Genomic DNA, 18,048 nt, shown 5'->3' on the forward strand with positions numbered 1-18,048 from the left:
TAAGCAAGCTTACTACAAACCCAACTCTTCTTTCATTTGCTCAATGATTTTATATTTTTGAATTTTGCCAGTGATGGTCATTGGATATTCAGTCACAAAGCGATAGTAAGTCGGCACTTTATAATGAGCGATATGCTCACTACAGAACTCGCGTACTTCCTGTTCAGTCAAGCAGCCAGGCTCTTTCGGAATAATCCACGCTGCCAGCACTTCACCATAACGCTTATCCGGTATACCCACGATTTGCACATCACGAATCTTCGGATGACGATAGAGATAATTTTCAATTTCTACTGGATAAATATTTTCGCCGCCGCGAATCACCATATCTTTACTACGACCAACGATTTTGACATAACCATCCTCATCCATGGTGGCCAAGTCACCGGTATGCATCCAACCATCTTGAATCGCCTCACGCGTTTTAAAGCGGCTGCCCCAATAGCCTTTCATCACTGAATAGCCACGCGTGAGCAGCTCACCCGTCTCACCTAACGGAACAATTTCACCTGTTTCTGTATCAACGACTTTCACCTCAAGCGCAGGCTGTACCAGTCCTACCGTCGAGACTTGTTTATCAAGTGGCGTATGCTCATTGGTCTGGCAAGATACTGGACTGGTCTCTGTCATACCATAGGCAATGGTGACTTCGCTCATGTGCATCTTATCGATGACACGGCGCATAACTTCAATCGGACAGCTAGACCCGGCCATAATGCCCGTGCGCAAGGTAGACAAATCAAAGTTTTCAAATTCAGGATGGTCAAGCTCTGCGATAAACATCGTTGGCACGCCGTGCAGACCTGTACATTTCTCTTCTTCGACTGCTTGCAATACGGTTAACGGCTCAAAGCCATCGTTTGGATATACGATACAACCGCCATGTGTGAGAATCGCTAGATTACCAAGCACCATGCCAAAACAATGATACAGAGGTACTGGAATACACAGCCTATCCTCTTCAGTGAGGTTCATGGCTTCACCGATGAAGTAGCCGTTGTTAAGGATGTTACGATGGCTTAAGGTTGCACCTTTTGGCGTACCTGTCGTGCCACTGGTAAACTGTACATTGATAGCATCGGTGTTCTTAAGCTGAGCTTGGCGCTCGGCAACACGGGGATCGTTGGCATCGCCCTCGCTCATCCACGCAGAGAATTTCTGCATAAAACCGAAGGTCTCATCCGACTCTGGCTCATCAATCCAAATGATACGTTCAATCGTCGGAATCTCAACCAAATCAAGCTGAGTGTAGTCTTTGTGGTAAATCTCAGGACACAGCTCGCGAATTAAACTGGCGTAGTCACTGGTTTTGAAATGGCGCATCAGTACGAGCGCTGAGCAGCCCAATTTATTTAAGGCATATTGCAATTCAAAAGTACGGTAGGCAGGATTGATATTAACGAGAATAACGCCGACTTTTGCCGTGGCCAATTGCATGAGCAGCCATTCAGCATTGTTGTGTGACCAAATACCGATACGATCACCAATCTCTAGTCCCATCTCAATCATACTACTGGCTAGCTGATTCACTTGCTGCTGTAGCTCACGATATGTCCAGCGGATATTTTGTTGACGGACGACCAGTGCTTCGCGCTCAGGATATTTGGAAACAATAGCATCAAAAAAATCACCGATTGTCGCTTCAATCAGCGGTACATCAGGACCTTTGTCATAGCTTTTGGTAAGGGGTGCATTGGCTGAGCGTGCGCCCATATTGATACTAGGAATGTTGTTTAAAATGGTATCGAAATCAGGATTTTGAATCATAGCGAGTCCTTTCGTTTTACTTTTTATATTATTTATAAATCGCACTTATTAACAGCCTGCGAGCAAACCTTCTTCCTTGAGCAGGCCTTACATAGCATTCAGCTACTATAACGCCATCAATGAAAGCCTGTCAACAATATCAATACGGTATGTATCATTTAATTAAGAAGTCTGTATTTCTACTTAGTAAAAGGTAACATAGAATCATGGCAAATATTTGACATAAAAAAGCCAGCCACAATATTTATACTATGGCTGGTTTCTACAGAAAATATGGTGTCAATAATGCATAAACCTTTTGTTTTTAATACTGGTTATTGCTCATAGTTTTAAATTACTCTAAACCCAACTCTTCTATCATTTGTTCAACAATCTTGTATTTTTGAATTTTGCCAGTCACGGTCATTGGATAGTCATTGACGAATCGAAAGTAGGTCGGCACTTTGTAGTGAGCAATATGCTCCTGACAGAACTGTCTGACTTCTTCTTCGCTCAAACTGTCTGGTTCTTTTGCAATAATCCAAGCCGCTAGTACTTCACCATAGTGCTTATCAGGTACCCCTACAATTTGCACATCTCGAATCTTAGGATGACGATAGAGATAATTTTCGACTTCTACAGGATAGATGTTTTCGCCGCCACGAATGATCATATCTTTACTACGACCAACTACAGTGATATAGCCATCCTCATCCATCACTGCCAAATCACCAGTATGCATCCAGCCATCAGAAATTGCCGCGCGTGTTTTAAATCGGCTACCCCAGTAGCCTTTCATCACCGCATAGCCATAAGTAAGTAGCTCACCCGTCTCGCCAATCGGTACGACATCTCCCGTTTCCGTATCTACGATTTTAACCTCAAGCGCTGGAAGCACCATCCCAACGGTAGAGACTCTTTTTTCGAGTGGCGTTTGCGAGCTAGTTTGACAAGATGCAGGACTGGTCTCTGTCATACCATACGCAATAGTGACTTCGCTCATATGCATCTTATCCATAACACGGCGCATGACTTCTATTGGACAGCTAGAGCCACCCATCACACCTGTACGCAAGCTAGACAAATCAAAACTATCAAAATCTGGATGGTCAAGCTCCGCGATAAACATCGTCGGTACACCAAGCAAGGCGGTGCACTTCTCCTCTTCAACCGTTTGCAATACGGTCAGCGGATCAAAACCATCATTGGGATAAACGGCACAACCACCATGGGTTAAAATGGCCAGATTACCACCTACCATGCCAAAGCAATGATAAAGCGGTAATGGAATACATAGCCTATCATCGCAGGTTAGCTTCATACCTTCACCAAGGAAATAGCCATTATTTAGGATATTACGATGGCTTAATGTGGCACCTTTTGGCGTACCTGTCGTCCCACTGGTAAATTGCACACTGATTGAGTCTGTATTTTGAAGCTGGGATTGACGCTCGGCAACACGTGGATCGTTGGCATCACCTTCTGCCATCCATGCAGAGAACTTTTGCATAAAATTAAAGTCTTCGTCAGAGTCTGGCTCATCAATCCAAATGATACGTTCAATCGTTGGAATCTCAACCAAATCAAGCTGAGTGTAGTCTTTATGGTAAATTTCAGGACATAGCTCACGGATTAAACTGGCGTAGTCACTGGTTTTAAAATGACGCATCAGTACCAATGCCGAGCAACCCAATTTATTCAGAGCGTATTGCAGTTCAAAGGAACGATAGGCAGGATTGATATTAACAAGGATCACACCGACTTTTGCCGTGGCTAATTGCATCAGTAGCCATTCAGCATTGTTATGCGACCAAATAGCGATACGATCGCCAATCTCAAGCCCCATCTCAATCATACTGCTTGCCAGCTGATTCACTTTCTGTTGTAGCTGTTGATACGTCCAGCGGATATTTTGATGACGAGAAACTAAGGCTTCACGCTCAGGATATCTCTCAACAATAGCATCAAAAAAATCACCGATCGTCGCCTCAATCAGCGGTACATCAATTCCTTTGTCATGGCTTTGGGTAAGCGGCGCATTCGCTGAGCACGCGCCTATGTCAACTTTGGGAACAGCACTAAGAATACTGTCGAAACTGGTTAGCTGGTTCATAACGAGTCCTTTCGTTTTGATACTTGATGTTGGTATTGCCATTTAACTGTTTATGTCAATCTATTATCGTAGAAAGTAGAAGTGCACTACTACAGTAAACACAATATTCTTCCTTGAATATCTTTTATTACTAGACATGATAGTCAAATCACACCCTAACCAATATAGCGCCTTAAATAAAAACATGTCAACAATATCAATACATAATGTATCATTTAATTAGTCACATAAAACTCTTGCTTAAAGAAATCATTATAAGAACATGGCAAATATTTGACAAAAAAAAGCCAGCCACATCATAAATAAGGGCTGGCTCAATCATTAATACTGCGTTTTAAACGTGCTCTCTTAAAACACGCCTATCATTATGCTTTAGGTACGGCAGGGGCAGGCACTTTTATCGTCACAGTTGCACTCACTGCACTGTTATCATCAAGTAAATCCATGATTAGCTCATCGTCGCTTTCAGTCTTCACTTGCCAATTACCTGCTGCTTGCGGTACACCCGTCACAATCACAGAGATGGCTTTATTTTTTAGGCGAATCATCGGCGGCTTATGGTCATAGCCACTATGTTCGTGACCTAAAATATCGTCAGCGATAGTCGCAGCTTGCGCGCGTAATGGCGCAACGTAACGACAAGCGACCCCATTGATAGACATACAGTCGCCGATGGCATAGATATTCGCTGCATTGGTACGTAACGTCGCTGCATCCACTACGATACCCGTACGGCGATCGAATTCCACACCAGCCGCCGCAGGTAATTGCTCATCGACTGTCAGACCTGTACTGGCAATCACATGATCTACAATCAGTGGTTCGAGCGGCTGAGTATCAGTATTGTCTGCATCCGATGATAACGATGCATAGTCCACTTGTAGTTTCTCGGCATCTTCGCTGTCATGGTTATTGTCATCGTCATTAACACGAGTGACAGCTGATACTTGATAACCGCCTAAGAATTGAATACCCTGCGACTCGATCGCTTTGGCGATACGTGCGGTTGCTTTTGCTGGTAACATCTGTGAAAGCGGTGCATCGTTTAGATCAATGAGCGTTACTTTATGACCAGCTTTAAGCAAGTCTTCTGCGATTTCTGTACCCACCATACCAGCACCAACGATCGCAACGTGCTGGCTACCTGTTGCTAGCTTTTCTTGTAGCTGACTAAAACGCTCGATATGATTGACATGCCAGACCAAATCTTGTGGCAGACTTTTAGGAAAGATAGGGTGCGCGCCCATCGCCAGTACCATTTTCTCATAGCCGATAGTTGTCAGCGCATCATCTGACTGTGCAGTAGATCGTACCTGTACAGTTTGGCTCACTGGATCGATATCTGTCACTTGCGTATTGGCTAGCAACGTCACTTCTGCTGTGTTCGCCGCCTCGCTACCAGATGCCCGTACCAAGTCTGATGCTCGTTTGTTTTGGCTGATTGCCATTGTCAGCATTGGCTTATGATAACGGTCGGCACTATCAGCCGTGATTAGGGTAATTGGAATCTCTGTGTCTTTGGCACGAATGGCATCAATGACATGCCAGCCTGCCAGTCCTGCACCAATAATAACGACACCTTTTTTTGCTACTGTATTCGATGCTACAGATAGGTTTTCTACGCTCATACAAACTCCAATATGGTTTATGAATTATTTTAATTATCAAAAATATTGACCGCTATTGTATCAGTAAACAGCCATTCACTCACCTATCTAGCAATTCACTTAGTCAATATCGAACTCCATGCGATGCGCTGTTGCACGCATAGTTTCACTATCTATTAATTTTTCTATACAGTATAGACTTGCATGGATGCCTGCACTTATCCCCGCTGATGTGATGATATTACCAGTATCATCACTAGCATCTACAAAACGAGTATGCGAGATTACATCGATATCAGGATAGGATGCTAAATTATCCAAATCCATCCAGTGCGTGGTTGCTGGCTTACCAGCTAGCAAACCTGCCTTAGCCAATAGCAACGCTCCTGTACACACTGAAAGCGTCAGCTCTGCCAAACTTGCTTGAGTGATAATCCAATTAATTACCACCTTATTATATATTTCTGTTTTTTCGGCACCGTAACCACCAGGGACGATTAAAACATCAATGTCTGGGTGATTGGCAAAACTATAGTCAGGAATAACTTGTAGGCCATTCCTAGCGGATATAGTGGCTTGATGCTCAGCAATAGTTATAACCTTAAAGTGCTTATCATCACTGGCACTGGCAGCATTTTCAGCCAACGAAAACACCTCAAAAGGTCCTGCAAAATCCAGTACTTCTACTTCATTGAACAGTAGTATGCCGACGGTTCGTTTTAGCGTCATATTCAATCCTAACTAAGTTGATAGCGTTAAATAAAATTAAACTCATCTATATTATGACTACTACCTTTCCAAACTTGTTTGATTAATCAGATGAGCCATTTCATCTGCCTTTACCGTTTGCTATCTTTCTAATCCGACAACAATTCTCGCTCTATTTTCAGCGGCTTTATAGTCTCAAAGCTACCTTATTCAAACTCCTTGTGTGTAAACATCATAGGCTCAAAATCGTTTTTCAAATAGCTATACAAAAAAAGCTCAATACAAAGCGCCCTATTAAAGATAGCGTTTAACTGTCTTTAATAAGGCGCTTTGTATGATTATTAGCAGTGGAAAGAAAAGTAAGCTTTAGAACACGTCTTCATATTAGAAATACTGCTATAAACAATCGTAAACCAAAGTGTATTTAATGATTCAAAATCTTCGATAAGAACATCTGCGCACGGTCACTTTTTGCCCCTTCAAAAAACTCATCCTTACTACAGTTTTCTACGATATGCCCTTCATCCATAAAGATAATACGATTGGCTACCTGACTGGCAAAGCCCATCTCATGCGTCACGCACATCATGGTCATACCGTCACGAGTCAGCTCGACCATCACATCTAGCACCTCTTGAATCATCTCAGGATCAAGCGCGGAGGTTGGCTCATCAAACAGCATTGCGACGGGATCCATGGCCAACGCTCGCGCAATCGCAACGCGCTGCTGCTGACCACCAGAGAGCTCCGCTGGATATTTCGCCGCTTGTACCGTCAGACCAACACGATCTAGATAGGCCATCGCTTTTTGTTTGGCCTCAGACTCTTTACGGCCCAACACTTTGATTTGTGCCACGGTTAAATTATCAATAATAGTCAAATGTGGAAACAACTCAAAATGCTGAAATACCATGCCGACACGGCTACGTAACTTGGGCAAGTTAGTCTTCGGATCACCGACAGAGATACCATTGACCATGATGTCACCTTTTTGAAAAGGCTCAAGTCCATTCACTGTCTTAATCAAAGTTGATTTACCACTGCCCGATGGACCACAAACAACAACGACATCACCTTTATGTACATGCGCCGTACAGTCAGTCAGTACTTGAAAATCTCCATACCATTTACTGACATTAGATATCTCAATGACCATCTCATCACTAGCATGACCACTATTGGTAACCAGCCCGCCAAAGGCATTTAAGTACGTATCAGCATTGCTCATCACTGGCTCCTAACCACATTATTTTCGATAATCATTATTTAAAAAAGGTAAATCAAATGCTCAATTCAAGCTCCCAACACTCAAAAGCGCAAGCGATAGCTCTATTAAAATACGCTCAATTAAAACCGCAAACGCTTTTGTAATTGTTGCACGCCAATAGAAGCACTTAAGCTAATCACAAAATAGACAGCACCAGCACCTAGGATATACGGCGTGAGTAATCCCATTAGCTCTCCGCGCACGTAGGCTGCGCGGAAAAAGTCAGTCAAACCAATGGCAAATACCAGTGTCGTATCTTGGAATAAAATAATACATTGCTGCAAAATCAATGGCAGCATCTTACGAAAGGCTTGTGGCAAGATGACAAGACGCATGGTCTGCCCATAAGTCATACCGAGCGCTTTTGCCGCATTGACCTGCCCGCTACCAATCGATTGAATACCAGCACGCACCACTTCTGAGAAGTAAGCCGCCTCAAACATCATAAATGCGACCACACAAGAGGCAAACGCAGCGTCGAGTTGCAGGTACTTACCCGCTACCCAAAGATAAATCATCGGTACAGCAAAGTAGAACCACAGTAATACCAATAGCAAAGGTACAGAGCGAAAGTAATTGACGTATAGTTTGGCTGGAATTTCAAGCGCTTTGATACCTGACAAGCGCATCAATGCCAGTACAGTTCCTAAACTGATACCACCCAAAATAGCCAAGAACAATACTTTTAAGGTGGTAAGCATGCCACCCATCAAACCAGGATAGGCTGTTGCCAATTCGGTCATATTCATTTCTGACCTCCCGCAATAAGCCCAGGCACACGCAATTTACGTTCAATCAATCCCATAATAGCGATTAAGGATAAATTGAAAACCAAATAAATAATCGTCGCGTAAGTATATATCTCGATACTATTTTGAGTGTACTCGCTGATGGTTTTGGTTTGGCTAATCAGCTCCATTACCCCCACGAGCGAAGCCACAGAGGCGTTTTTAAAACAGTTGGTCAGCTCAGAGCTGAGCGGTGGCAAGATAATACGGAATGCTTGCGGTAGCAGCACTTCTTTATAGACTTGAGGAATACTAAACCCTAACGCATAAGCCGCATTAATCTGTCCATCCGGTAATGACTCAATACCTGTCCGTACCTGTTCAACAATACGAGCAGCAGTAAATAAGCCCAAACCGATACTGGCGGATAACATGGCTGAGGTATTCGGAGACAAGTCCTTATACCACCATTCTTGTATCGTCGGCGTGAGCCAGCCAGGGGCGATATAAAACCAAAAGAACAGTTGAACAAGCAGTGGAATATTGCGAAAAAATGTCACATAAGCCGTACCGATTGCACGAGCGGTCTTGTTGGGCAAGGTGCGCATGATACCAAAGATGGTACCCACAACCATAGCGATGGCCCATGCGATACTGCCAATTAATAACAGCCAGCCAAGACCAGTGATCATCCAATGGATATAGAGCTCGTTGCCAATACCAGTCTGCTCAAAGAGCACACCCCAGTTCCAGCTATAATTCATGGTTGTCTCTCCGAGCAACGATTGATAAGCCTATACGTCAAATAAGATTACTGACTATCTGAACGTATAGGCAAGCTATGTTGAGGGACAATGAGCGTTACTGCGCTACTGTTTCTTTAGGCTGAGCGCTGTCATGCGGATTGGCAATCAAGGCTTTTAAGTTGTCTGACATCTCAAAGTTTAGATTGACATTCTTTGGCGGGACTGGGTTCAAGAACCATTTGTCATAAATACTATTAATCTCACCTGAGCTAAAGACATTATTCAACGCTTCATTGACGACGGCTTTGAATTCAGGATCATCTTTACGCATCATACAACCATAAATTTCAAAAGACTGTGGCTCACCAACGATAACCCATTCATCAGGATTTTTTGCTTTGGCTTTTTCGCCAGCAAGGAGTACATCATCCATCATAAAGGCATCAGCACGACCATTTTCTAACATCAAAAATGCTTCGCCGTGGTCTTTTGCTGAGATAATGTTCATATCCATCTTGTTGTCATCGTTGTATTGACGGATATAGCGCTCTGAAGTCGTGCCTGCTGTCGTTACCAGAGTCTTGCCTTTTAGACCTTCAAAGTCTTGAATACCAGAGTCTTTTTTGGTCAACAGACGCGTACCAATTTCAAAGAAACCGTTTGAGAAAGCGACTTGCTTTTGACGTTCTTCGTTATTGGTGGTTGAGCCACACTCAAAATCTACCGTGCCGTTTTGTACCAACGGGATACGAGTCTGCGAAGTGATTAGGTTATAGCGAACGTTAAGATCTGGCATATTTAGCTTTTGCTTAACTGCTTCAACCACTTTCATTTCTAGGTCGTGCGCATAGCCAATCGGCTGATTAGGATCATCAGCAATATAAGAAAAAGGAATAGATGAGTCACGGTGACCGACAACGATGGTGCCAGAGTCTTTGATTTTTTGTAGCGTGCCGTTAGTCGTGGTTTCTGTCGTGGTAGCATCATCTGCTGGCGCAGCATCTGTATTGGTCTGGCTACTGTTGTTACAACCAGCTAAGCTCAATGCCATAAAGGCAGCCAAAGTCAACGGTTTAGAAAATAAGTGGGTCATGGAATACATCCTTTTATCACAAGCTTTTATCACAAGATTGAATGAGTGCTTTGAAGACATGAGTCTGATTGACTGACCTCATTGCCCCGCATCCGTACGGTTGTTGCTATTGTTTATCACAATGCAACTTAATGTTACTGTACAACAAATTTGCAGTAGAGGGTGAATTTTTTTTGAGAGAGTACATATTTATGAATATATTTATATTCTGGCTATAAAATGTTGGCTTATAGCGGCTACCTACTCAGAACTTTGTACAAACAGCTGCTTGGTTATTTAAGCTCGTTATTAACCTTTGCTGCTTATAATCGTCAAGACAGTCTACTAAGTGAGATTGATAAATCGGCAGTAATCCCCATAAAGCAAACAACTTCTCTATACTACAAATGACTTATGACTCAAGATATCCAAGTCCCAAATACGGACAGCCAAACTACTGGCAACCATGGCAGCAACGACATTCGCCAACGTTTCTTTGTTGAAGACTCTCCCGTGCGCGGTGATGTGGTACGCCTATCACGTAGCTACGCGAGCACGATTGCACAAAAGCCCTACCCTGAAGCCATCAAACGCTTATTGGGTGAGATGCTGACGGCAGCGAGTTTGCTAATCAGTACGGTCAAAATCAACGGCCGCCTATCTATTCAGTTGCAGTCATCAGACAGTGACAGCTTACTAAACTGGGCAATGGCAGAGTGCGATCAAGACGGTATCATTCGTGCACTTGCTAGCTGGAAAGGCGAGACGGATGAGCAAGTACAAGCATGGGACAATATGATCCATGCCAAAGAAGCATTTGCTGAGCTTGGTGCGATGGGACAAGGCGTATTGTTTATCAATATTCAGCCTGATGGCGGTGAGCCATACCAAGGTATCGTTGAGCGTAGCCACGACAATCTAGCTGACTGCTTAGCGCATTATCAAAAGCAATCAGCACAGATTCCAACGTTGATTAACTTGGCATCTGACGGCCTGCAAGCCGGTGGTATCTTAGTACAAATGCTACCGCGCACTGCTGAAGAAACGTCTGAAGTTGAGCAAAATCAAGATGCAGGTATCGATGATGATTTGTGGACGCGCTTGTCTGTATTGACGCGCACAGTCAAACCAGAAGAGTTAACCACACTGGATGCCAACGAAATACTCTATCGCTTGTATCACGAAGAAAACATCGTGGCACCTGAGCCTGCGCCTCTATCATTTGGTTGTACTTGCTCACGCGAGAAGTGTGAAATAGCAATCGAGCAAATCGGCGAAGCGGAAGCGTTAGATATCGTCGAAGAGCAAGGCGGTACATTTGAGATGGATTGCGGATTCTGCGGTGAAGTCTATAAGTTCAACAAAAATGACGTAGCAGCAATATTTGCTGAGTAAGTTTTCTTGCTTGCTATAAATCAGTGTTTATAGAATACAAAAACCCCTCAAGTGTGATGCTTGAGGGGTTTTTATTTTTATCATTAAATCGCTACACCGCCACATCTAAACTTCTAGGATAAGAATGTATGCGCGGACGTCCAGCATAGTCACTTCGACCATTATCAAGTAGCCATTCAACCACTTGTTCGCGTACTCGCCTACTATGAATCAGGTTCATATGATTAACGCCATAAAACACTGCTTTATGACCATCTGGCACAAACAAAGCATGCTCAGCGTCATCTTCACCTAAGGCTGAAGCTACCGATACCAAGCTGTCTCCTAGCAGGTCCGTTACCTTAGAATCATAATGCGTCTCAAGCAACGCACTAGCAATAAAGTAAGTCTTGATACCACTTGGCAAGCGCGCAGGATGACGAAAATCTTGTGGTAGTACGCTACGTCCTTCTAATGCTTTCCAATCTGCATCGCGAATACTGCCATGACGTAGATCAATAATACCGGCACTGCGCATATCACCGAGCTTGGCTAGTGAGCCTGCAAACGGCAGCTTGGCAATGATGTCTTGCACATAATTACCGATACGCTCAAGCACTGCTCCATGATGCGGCGAACCTAGCGTGATGAGATTGCCCACGCGTTTTATCCAGTCTAGGCGATCTTGCTCACCATAAAACAGTGCACTGCGAGAGACCAAGCCGCCCATACTATGTCCAACCAGATCTATCTGACTAATATTTGGGTTGTCATCGACCAGCGCTTGTAGCAATTGAGAAAACTTACGGCCGCTACGTGAGATACGTCGGCCCGTATTGTAATCCAAATACAGCACCGTGGTATCAGGCTGGCTGATATGAATGGCCTCGCCCAAATCATTATCCGCTTGGGCTTGCCAGCTCAAATGACTCATACATAGACCATGGCACAAAATAGCGATGCGGCCTGATAGTACTTCATTTTGTGGCTGGCCATCTTGAGTGTATAGCATCATCGGAATGGCGAGCGCATTCTGATTATTGACCAGATGATCACCCATGACACCATTGAGTACATTCACCAGTTTTTTTAGTGAGTCTGGTAGTGGCTGCACTGACTTTTGGAGAATTAGGTTTTTGTATATGCGTAGTACAGACGCCAGATTATTACCGACCATCTGCATGACATGACGTATCGTGCCATAGATACGTCCAGTAAATCCGCGCGACCATTTATTTAAATGTTTGTCATTGAATCGGCCTAGCGGACGAAGAATAACTTCACGGTGGATGGCTTCTACGATTTCTGTAATCTCAACCACACCCATGGTGGCAAGCTGAGCCAATCCTTCAAAAAAATCAGCCAAAGACACAGGTGTTTTGTTGATTCCATCACTGTCATCCGAATCTGCTAGTAGCTTTACCAACTCATCCATATCGATGGCTTCGAGTTGGTCAATTTGCTCATATAGATGACTGTGTAGCGGTACACTCGCATCTGGGACAAAATGCGCATCGAGCTCATGGTGAGTACGAGTATAGCTGCTATCATTTTGAGCGTCGCTGTCACTAACACCGTCGTTATAAAACACATTTGGACTGCTCATAATATTTGCACATTCAGCGAGAAAAGTAATGGTCTATATTATCCTGTAACTGCAGCAAATAGAAGTGAATGGTTTGACTTTAGAGCGGGATGGCGACTAGCAGAGCCAGATTACTGATAGACGGTCTCTTTAACTATTAAATCAATATAATAATAAAAAAACCCAAGCCTTAACTTGGGTTTTTTATGGTTGTGAGCATTTTAGTTGTTTCTATTATCCGCCTATAGCTTATCTATCTACGTCGTACTGTCAGCCGTATCAAATGATTCTGCCAGTATGACATCACCATCCTCGCGAGTAATCATCACAGTCGCTGAGCGAGGAATACTACCACCAGCGACAGCGCCCCATGTGTTGCCAGGATGCTGAATGTTGATAAACAACGTTTTGAAATCTGGTGCCATGGTGATGCCTGTTACTTCGCATCCTTCAGGACCGACAAAGAATCGTTTAATATTATCATTGCTAGCAGATGTGCCAACTCGGGTCGACTGCCCTGCCGATGTGGTCGTCATCGACCCATCACTGACATTGCCTGGCAGAGCCGCGAGCAACATGCAGCTACTGGTATCGGTATAAGCGCCGTCATCTGTCTGAATCCATAAGACACCGCGCGGGTCAAAATATAGCCCATCAGGTGAAGAAAAGTCATTATTGTCATTTAACTGAGAGAGGTTTTCTGCCGATAGATCACTTGGCGCACCAAACAGATAAATATCCCATTCGAAGCTCGTTGCAGCATGGTCGCCGCCCGCTTCTGCCCAGCGAATAATGTGACCATTGTCATTACCAAGCGCTTTTCCGCTTGATTGATAGCTACGCGGATTGGAGGCTGAGACAGGCTGGTCGTCACGTACGCCGCGATATTTATTATTGGTCAATGTCACATAGACATCGCCTGTCATAGGACTGACCGATACCCATTCAGGACGATCCATTTTAGTAGCACTAGCAGCATCGGCAGCTGCACGGGCAAAGACCAATACTTCATCTTGTCCATTGAACGGCAATACGCTGTTGAAAGCATCCAGTCCGTTTTGACCATGGACGAGTGCTTTCCACTCGCCGCTACCATCTTCGTTAAATACCGCCACGTATAGCGTGCCGTCATTCAGATATTTGTCACCTGATTTTAGTCCACCACCGATGTCCGATTTTGACCACATCGCTTTGGAGACAAACTTATAAATGTACTCACCTCGGGCGTCATCACCCATATAGAATACCACTGGCTTACCTTGCTCAACAGGAGCATACGCGCAGTTTTCATGAGCGAATCGGCCCAGTGCGGTACGTTTTTGCGGTATAGAGTTTTGGTCAAATGGGTCAATTTCAGTAATATAACCAAAAGTATTGAAGCCATAGCGATAATCTTCAGCAGCACTGGCACCGACTGCGGTCATATCCCAGCGTGAGAACTCGTCTGCTATTTTGGCATCCTTTGCCTCTGGGGTATGCCATAGATACTCCCAACCTGGGAAGTCCTCCACCGCACCGTAGCGCTCGCGAGCATAGTTATCACCAGCGCTCAATTGACTGGCATCTTGTCCACGGGCAAACACACCCAAAAAGTTCTCTTCGGTAGTCAGATAAGTACCCCACGGTGACAGACCTGCACCGCAGTTATTATTGATACCGCGAGTTTGATAGCCTGTCGGGTCAAACTTGGTCTTGACCAGAGCAGAGCCTGCCACAGGGCCAGCCAATTGCGCTGTTGTACTACTAGTAATGCGGCGATTGTATTTAGAATCAGGTACCATCTCATAACCCATACCATCTGCACGGCGAGTTAACTCAACCACTGAGACGCCATGACAGTTGACTTCACGGCGGACGTCGCTTGCGAGACGGCGGTTTTGAAAGATAGGCGCAGCATCGTTATCTTGAGTGACGTAATAGCCAAATGGACTAAGCTCACTGCTGTTGACGTATTCATGGTTCATGACTAGCAAGCTGTTTTCTGACGCTTTAGCATCGTAAGCGTTACCGTTTTTACCAAAGAACCACATCCCATCATGATTGTCACCCATACGCCATTCAAATGACTCTGCTGATTGCTCACGATTGTCTTTCCAATCCTCGATACCAGAGTTTAGTGGCGTACCAAGTGGTAATATCATCTCTGCCTTGTAGCCTGCTGCTACGGTCATCGTATCCGCTGTTGAATGCGCGACTGCCTCAAACTTTAAAGTATCAGGACGCTTCAAATCACCTTGTGCAGGGATAGCGGCATTATCGTCATTACCAACAATACTGCTATCGTCGTCTTCACTACAACCGACCAAAGGTAATGCGCCAAAAAATGCAGCAGCCGTCAACCCTGTGCCACCTTTTAGGATACTACGGCGGTTCAATCGACGATTGATAATCGTCTGAAAGTCAGTATTATTAGTAGGATTTGAGTCTTCAACCACTTCGTGGGCAAGCGTTCGCTCATTGTTCAATAATGTCATTATCAGTCACCTTGCTATTAGGCTAGATTGGCAGAGAGTTGATCGCGGCTTTATCATTACGACCACAAAAATACGAATTCCGCTTAAGTCTACTCAACCTTTATGACAGCACGCTGAACAATAGGTGACAAACTGATGACAATCGACTGTACTGATGATTATTTAAAAATAGAATAATTAGATAGGTAGCATTGTTTGGCAGTTAGCAAATTTAAAAAATAAAGGCTTAAAAACAAAAACCCCAAGCAATTGCTCGGGGCTTTTAATATGTATCTGTTATCGCAATCAGGCTTACTGTACTTGTGATACCCACTCATGAGCACCCAGTTTTAGCTTAAGCTGATCGCCTGCTTGCAAGACGCCTACGCCACTTGGTGTACCAGTCATGATCACATCACCTGCTTGCAAATTAAAGGCATGACTGATATTGACCAGTAACTCATAGACGGGAAACAGCATCAAAGCACTATCACCATCTTGAGTTAATTTATCATTGATAGTCAGCTGGTACTGTACGTTTTGAAGATTGCCAAATGCTTGCGGATCAAGCCAATCGGCAATCACGCATGCCCCATCAAAACACTTGGCACGCTCCCACGGATGACCTTTTTCTTTTAACTTGCTTTGCAAATCACGCAAGGTCAAATCCAGACCTAATGTCACCCCGCCGATTGCGTGCTGCGCTTGCTCAATCGTCGCCATAGACAAATCAGCGGACAGCTGAATGCATAGTTCAGCCTCATAATGCGTCTCGCCAAACTGCTCTGGATTGGGTCGGATCACATCGCTACGCATAGAAACCACCGAAGACGCTGGCTTCATAAATAGTATTGGCGATGACGGCACTTCATTGCCTAATTCTGCAGCATGCGCCGCATAGTTACGACCTACACAGACCACTTTGCCAATAGTAGCGCGGAGACTATCGTTATGGTTATTAACGCTTTGCTCTTGATTGACACCCGCTGCGATAGCATTGGCTAACGACACATGTGGTGATTGGCTCATATTAGACTCTCCCTGTAAATAATGAATACTTACCAGCACTCCATACTGTCTTGTCTACTGTCACCCTAATGATTTCGATAATCAGCTGCTAACTGCTAACTGCTAACTGCTAACTGCTAACTGCTAACTGCTAACTATGGAATCGTATTGGTAACCACATCTGGTGGCACATAGCTGGTATGACGATTCATGCGCTTTTCAAACAATCTAAAGCTAAATAAGATCACCCATGACAACAGTAAATAAACGATACCCGCGGCAAAGAACAGCTCCATCAAGGTATAAGTACGCGCACTAATTGTACGAGCGACACCCGTGATATCCATCAAAGCGATGGTCGAAGCCAGCGCACTACCTTTTAGCATAAAGATAACTTCGTTGCTGTAGGCCGGTATCACGATACCAAACGCACGCGGCAGTGTAACCCGTGTAAGCTTCTGCCATTTTGACATACCAAGTGCATCAGCAGCTTCAAGCTCTCCAATAGGAATCGTCTGAATCGCACCGCGTATAATCTCAGCGAGATAGGCACTGGTATTGAGGGTAAAGGCGATGATAGCACACCAGTATGCTTGGCTAAGTACTGGCTCCCATAAAAACGACTCGCGTACCGCCTCGAACTGACCCAAACCATAATAAATCAGGAATATCTGTACCAGCAGCGGCGTACCACGAAAGAAAAAGATATATAAAAACGGAAGTATCTGTACGAGCCAGTTTTTCGACAGGCGTAACAATGCCAAAACCAAGCCGAAGAGCAACCCAATAATACCTGAGATCACAACCAGCTGTACGGTCAATACCGCGCCGCCTAGTAAATCAGGGATATGATCAAAAATGACCTGCCAATTCCAATCCATAGTATCTCTCCTCTATCCTATGGTCGATTGACTGTGAGTGGATTGACGGCTTATCTTTTTGGCATAGCGTGCCGCAGGATTGGCGCGCCATTCAAGCCACATCATAAAGCCAGTAATCAACATGGTCAGACCCAAATAAATAATCGCGGCGGCCATATAAAAGGTAAATGGCTGCTGTGTTGACTGCGCTGCTCGTGAAGACTGATACATAATGTCTTTGAGACCCACGACCGATACCAATGCCGTATCTTTGAGCAATACCAAAAACAAATTACCCAGACCAGGCAGTGCAATCTGCCATACCTGCGGCAATGTAATGCGATAAAACGTCTGAAAAGGACGCATACCAATCGCTTGCGCCGCTTCGCGCTGACCTACCGGAATTTCTTGGATGGACATGCGAAAAATCTCAGTCGCATAGGCACCAAAAGCAATAGACAGTGCCATGACACCACCCCAAAAAGCACTGATCTCGACATAGTCGTTATAGCCGAACTTTTTGAGGATGCTCATCAATAATATAGAGCCGCCATAATAAATAAAGAGCACCAATAACAGCTCAGGAATACCGCGCATCGTCGCAGTATAGACAGTCGCAAGCTTACGCAGTAACCAGATGTTGGACATCTTTGCAGTTGCGCCAAGCAAGCCTAAGCCCAGACCAATAATTAAACTGGTCACGGCAAGCTGTATGGTGACGGTAGCGCCGCTTAATAAAAGCGCGCCAAATCCTTGTAAGTCAAACACGATTATCCACTCA

General features: G+C 44.4%; 14 protein-coding genes. 1 reads left to right on the forward strand and 13 read right to left on the reverse strand.

What is annotated here, in order from left to right; all coding sequences use genetic code 11:
- Nucleotides 1–12: 12 nt before the first annotated feature.
- The 8 genes from DXK30_RS07650 to DXK30_RS07685 all read right to left on the reverse strand — a co-directional run bounded on the left by DXK30_RS07650 (nucleotide 13) and on the right by DXK30_RS07685 (nucleotide 10,008).
- Nucleotides 13–1,767, reverse strand: coding sequence for an AMP-binding protein (locus DXK30_RS07650; protein WP_114701205.1), 1,755 nt, complete (start codon nucleotides 1,765–1,767; stop codon nucleotides 13–15).
- Nucleotides 1,768–2,101: 334 nt separating this feature from the next.
- Nucleotides 2,102–3,859, reverse strand: coding sequence for an AMP-binding protein (locus DXK30_RS07655; RefSeq protein ID WP_114701206.1), 1,758 nt, complete (start codon nucleotides 3,857–3,859; stop codon nucleotides 2,102–2,104).
- A 365-nt stretch (nucleotides 3,860–4,224) separates the two neighbouring features.
- Nucleotides 4,225–5,487, reverse strand: a complete 1,263-nt coding sequence (locus DXK30_RS07660; RefSeq protein WP_114701207.1) for an FAD-dependent oxidoreductase — start codon at nucleotides 5,485–5,487, stop codon at nucleotides 4,225–4,227.
- A gap of 99 nt (nucleotides 5,488–5,586) precedes the next feature.
- On the reverse strand, nucleotides 5,587–6,195 hold the full coding sequence (locus DXK30_RS07665) for a DJ-1/PfpI family protein (protein ID WP_114701208.1): 609 nt from the start codon (nucleotides 6,193–6,195) through the stop codon (nucleotides 5,587–5,589).
- A gap of 403 nt (nucleotides 6,196–6,598) precedes the next feature.
- Nucleotides 6,599–7,330, reverse strand: a complete 732-nt coding sequence (locus DXK30_RS07670) for an amino acid ABC transporter ATP-binding protein (protein WP_057762314.1) — start codon at nucleotides 7,328–7,330, stop codon at nucleotides 6,599–6,601.
- A 191-nt stretch (nucleotides 7,331–7,521) separates the two neighbouring features.
- Complete coding sequence (locus tag DXK30_RS07675) at nucleotides 7,522–8,190, reverse strand: ABC transporter permease subunit (protein ID WP_101205580.1); 669 nt, start codon at nucleotides 8,188–8,190, stop codon at nucleotides 7,522–7,524.
- Complete coding sequence (locus DXK30_RS07680; protein ID WP_057758328.1) at nucleotides 8,187–8,933, reverse strand: amino acid ABC transporter permease; 747 nt, start codon at nucleotides 8,931–8,933, stop codon at nucleotides 8,187–8,189. The genes DXK30_RS07675 and DXK30_RS07680 overlap by 4 nt, the downstream gene beginning before the upstream one ends.
- Nucleotides 8,934–9,030: 97 nt before the next feature.
- Entirely contained in the window at nucleotides 9,031–10,008 is a 978-nt protein-coding gene (locus DXK30_RS07685; protein ID WP_114701209.1) for a glutamate/aspartate ABC transporter substrate-binding protein, read from the reverse strand.
- Nucleotides 10,009–10,401: 393 nt separating this feature from the next.
- Here DXK30_RS07685 and hslO point away from each other — a divergent pair, with 393 nt between their 5' ends.
- Entirely contained in the window at nucleotides 10,402–11,382 is a 981-nt protein-coding gene (gene hslO / locus DXK30_RS07690; RefSeq protein WP_114701210.1) for an Hsp33 family molecular chaperone HslO, read from the forward strand.
- 91 nt (nucleotides 11,383–11,473) lie between these two features.
- Here the strand turns inward: hslO and DXK30_RS07695 are convergent, their stop codons facing one another.
- From DXK30_RS07695 to DXK30_RS07715, 5 genes are all read right to left on the reverse strand, one after another.
- Nucleotides 11,474–12,967, reverse strand: a complete 1,494-nt coding sequence (locus DXK30_RS07695) for a PGAP1-like alpha/beta domain-containing protein (protein WP_114701211.1) — start codon at nucleotides 12,965–12,967, stop codon at nucleotides 11,474–11,476.
- 236 nt (nucleotides 12,968–13,203) lie between these two features.
- Complete coding sequence (locus DXK30_RS07700; RefSeq protein WP_114701212.1) at nucleotides 13,204–15,420, reverse strand: PhoX family protein; 2,217 nt, start codon at nucleotides 15,418–15,420, stop codon at nucleotides 13,204–13,206.
- Between the two features lie 291 nt (nucleotides 15,421–15,711).
- Nucleotides 15,712–16,428: a fumarylacetoacetate hydrolase family protein gene (locus tag DXK30_RS07705; protein WP_114701213.1), complete on the reverse strand. Its 717-nt coding sequence runs from the start codon at nucleotides 16,426–16,428 to the stop codon at nucleotides 15,712–15,714.
- A gap of 134 nt (nucleotides 16,429–16,562) precedes the next feature.
- Nucleotides 16,563–17,288, reverse strand: a complete 726-nt coding sequence (locus tag DXK30_RS07710; protein ID WP_114701214.1) for an ABC transporter permease — start codon at nucleotides 17,286–17,288, stop codon at nucleotides 16,563–16,565.
- 12 nt (nucleotides 17,289–17,300) lie between these two features.
- Nucleotides 17,301–18,035: an ABC transporter permease gene (locus DXK30_RS07715; protein WP_114701215.1), complete on the reverse strand. Its 735-nt coding sequence runs from the start codon at nucleotides 18,033–18,035 to the stop codon at nucleotides 17,301–17,303.
- Nucleotides 18,036–18,048 lie beyond the last annotated feature (13 nt).

This window comes from Psychrobacter proteolyticus (assembly GCF_003350005.1).
Taxonomy (GTDB): domain Bacteria; phylum Pseudomonadota; class Gammaproteobacteria; order Pseudomonadales; family Moraxellaceae; genus Psychrobacter; species Psychrobacter proteolyticus.

Excerpts from the sequence above, each read along its gene's own strand:
- DXK30_RS07650 (WP_114701205.1), bottom strand. The coding sequence starts at position 1,767 with ATGATTCAAAATCCTGATTTCGATACCATTTTAAACAACATTCCTAGT.
- DXK30_RS07655 (WP_114701206.1), bottom strand. The coding sequence starts at position 3,859 with ATGAACCAGCTAACCAGTTTCGACAGTATTCTTAGTGCTGTTCCCAAA.
- DXK30_RS07660 (WP_114701207.1), bottom strand. The coding sequence starts at position 5,487 with ATGAGCGTAGAAAACCTATCTGTAGCATCGAATACAGTAGCAAAAAAA.
- DXK30_RS07665 (WP_114701208.1), bottom strand. The coding sequence starts at position 6,195 with ATGACGCTAAAACGAACCGTCGGCATACTACTGTTCAATGAAGTAGAA.
- DXK30_RS07670 (WP_057762314.1), bottom strand. The coding sequence starts at position 7,330 with ATGGTCATTGAGATATCTAATGTCAGTAAATGGTATGGAGATTTTCAA.
- DXK30_RS07675 (WP_101205580.1), bottom strand. The coding sequence starts at position 8,190 with ATGAATATGACCGAATTGGCAACAGCCTATCCTGGTTTGATGGGTGGC.
- DXK30_RS07680 (WP_057758328.1), bottom strand. The coding sequence starts at position 8,933 with ATGAATTATAGCTGGAACTGGGGTGTGCTCTTTGAGCAGACTGGTATT.
- DXK30_RS07685 (WP_114701209.1), bottom strand. The coding sequence starts at position 10,008 with ATGACCCACTTATTTTCTAAACCGTTGACTTTGGCTGCCTTTATGGCA.
- hslO (WP_114701210.1), top strand. The coding sequence starts at position 10,402 with ATGACTCAAGATATCCAAGTCCCAAATACGGACAGCCAAACTACTGGC.
- DXK30_RS07695 (WP_114701211.1), bottom strand. The coding sequence starts at position 12,967 with ATGAGCAGTCCAAATGTGTTTTATAACGACGGTGTTAGTGACAGCGAC.
- DXK30_RS07700 (WP_114701212.1), bottom strand. The coding sequence starts at position 15,420 with ATGACATTATTGAACAATGAGCGAACGCTTGCCCACGAAGTGGTTGAA.
- DXK30_RS07705 (WP_114701213.1), bottom strand. The coding sequence starts at position 16,428 with ATGAGCCAATCACCACATGTGTCGTTAGCCAATGCTATCGCAGCGGGT.
- DXK30_RS07710 (WP_114701214.1), bottom strand. The coding sequence starts at position 17,288 with ATGGATTGGAATTGGCAGGTCATTTTTGATCATATCCCTGATTTACTA.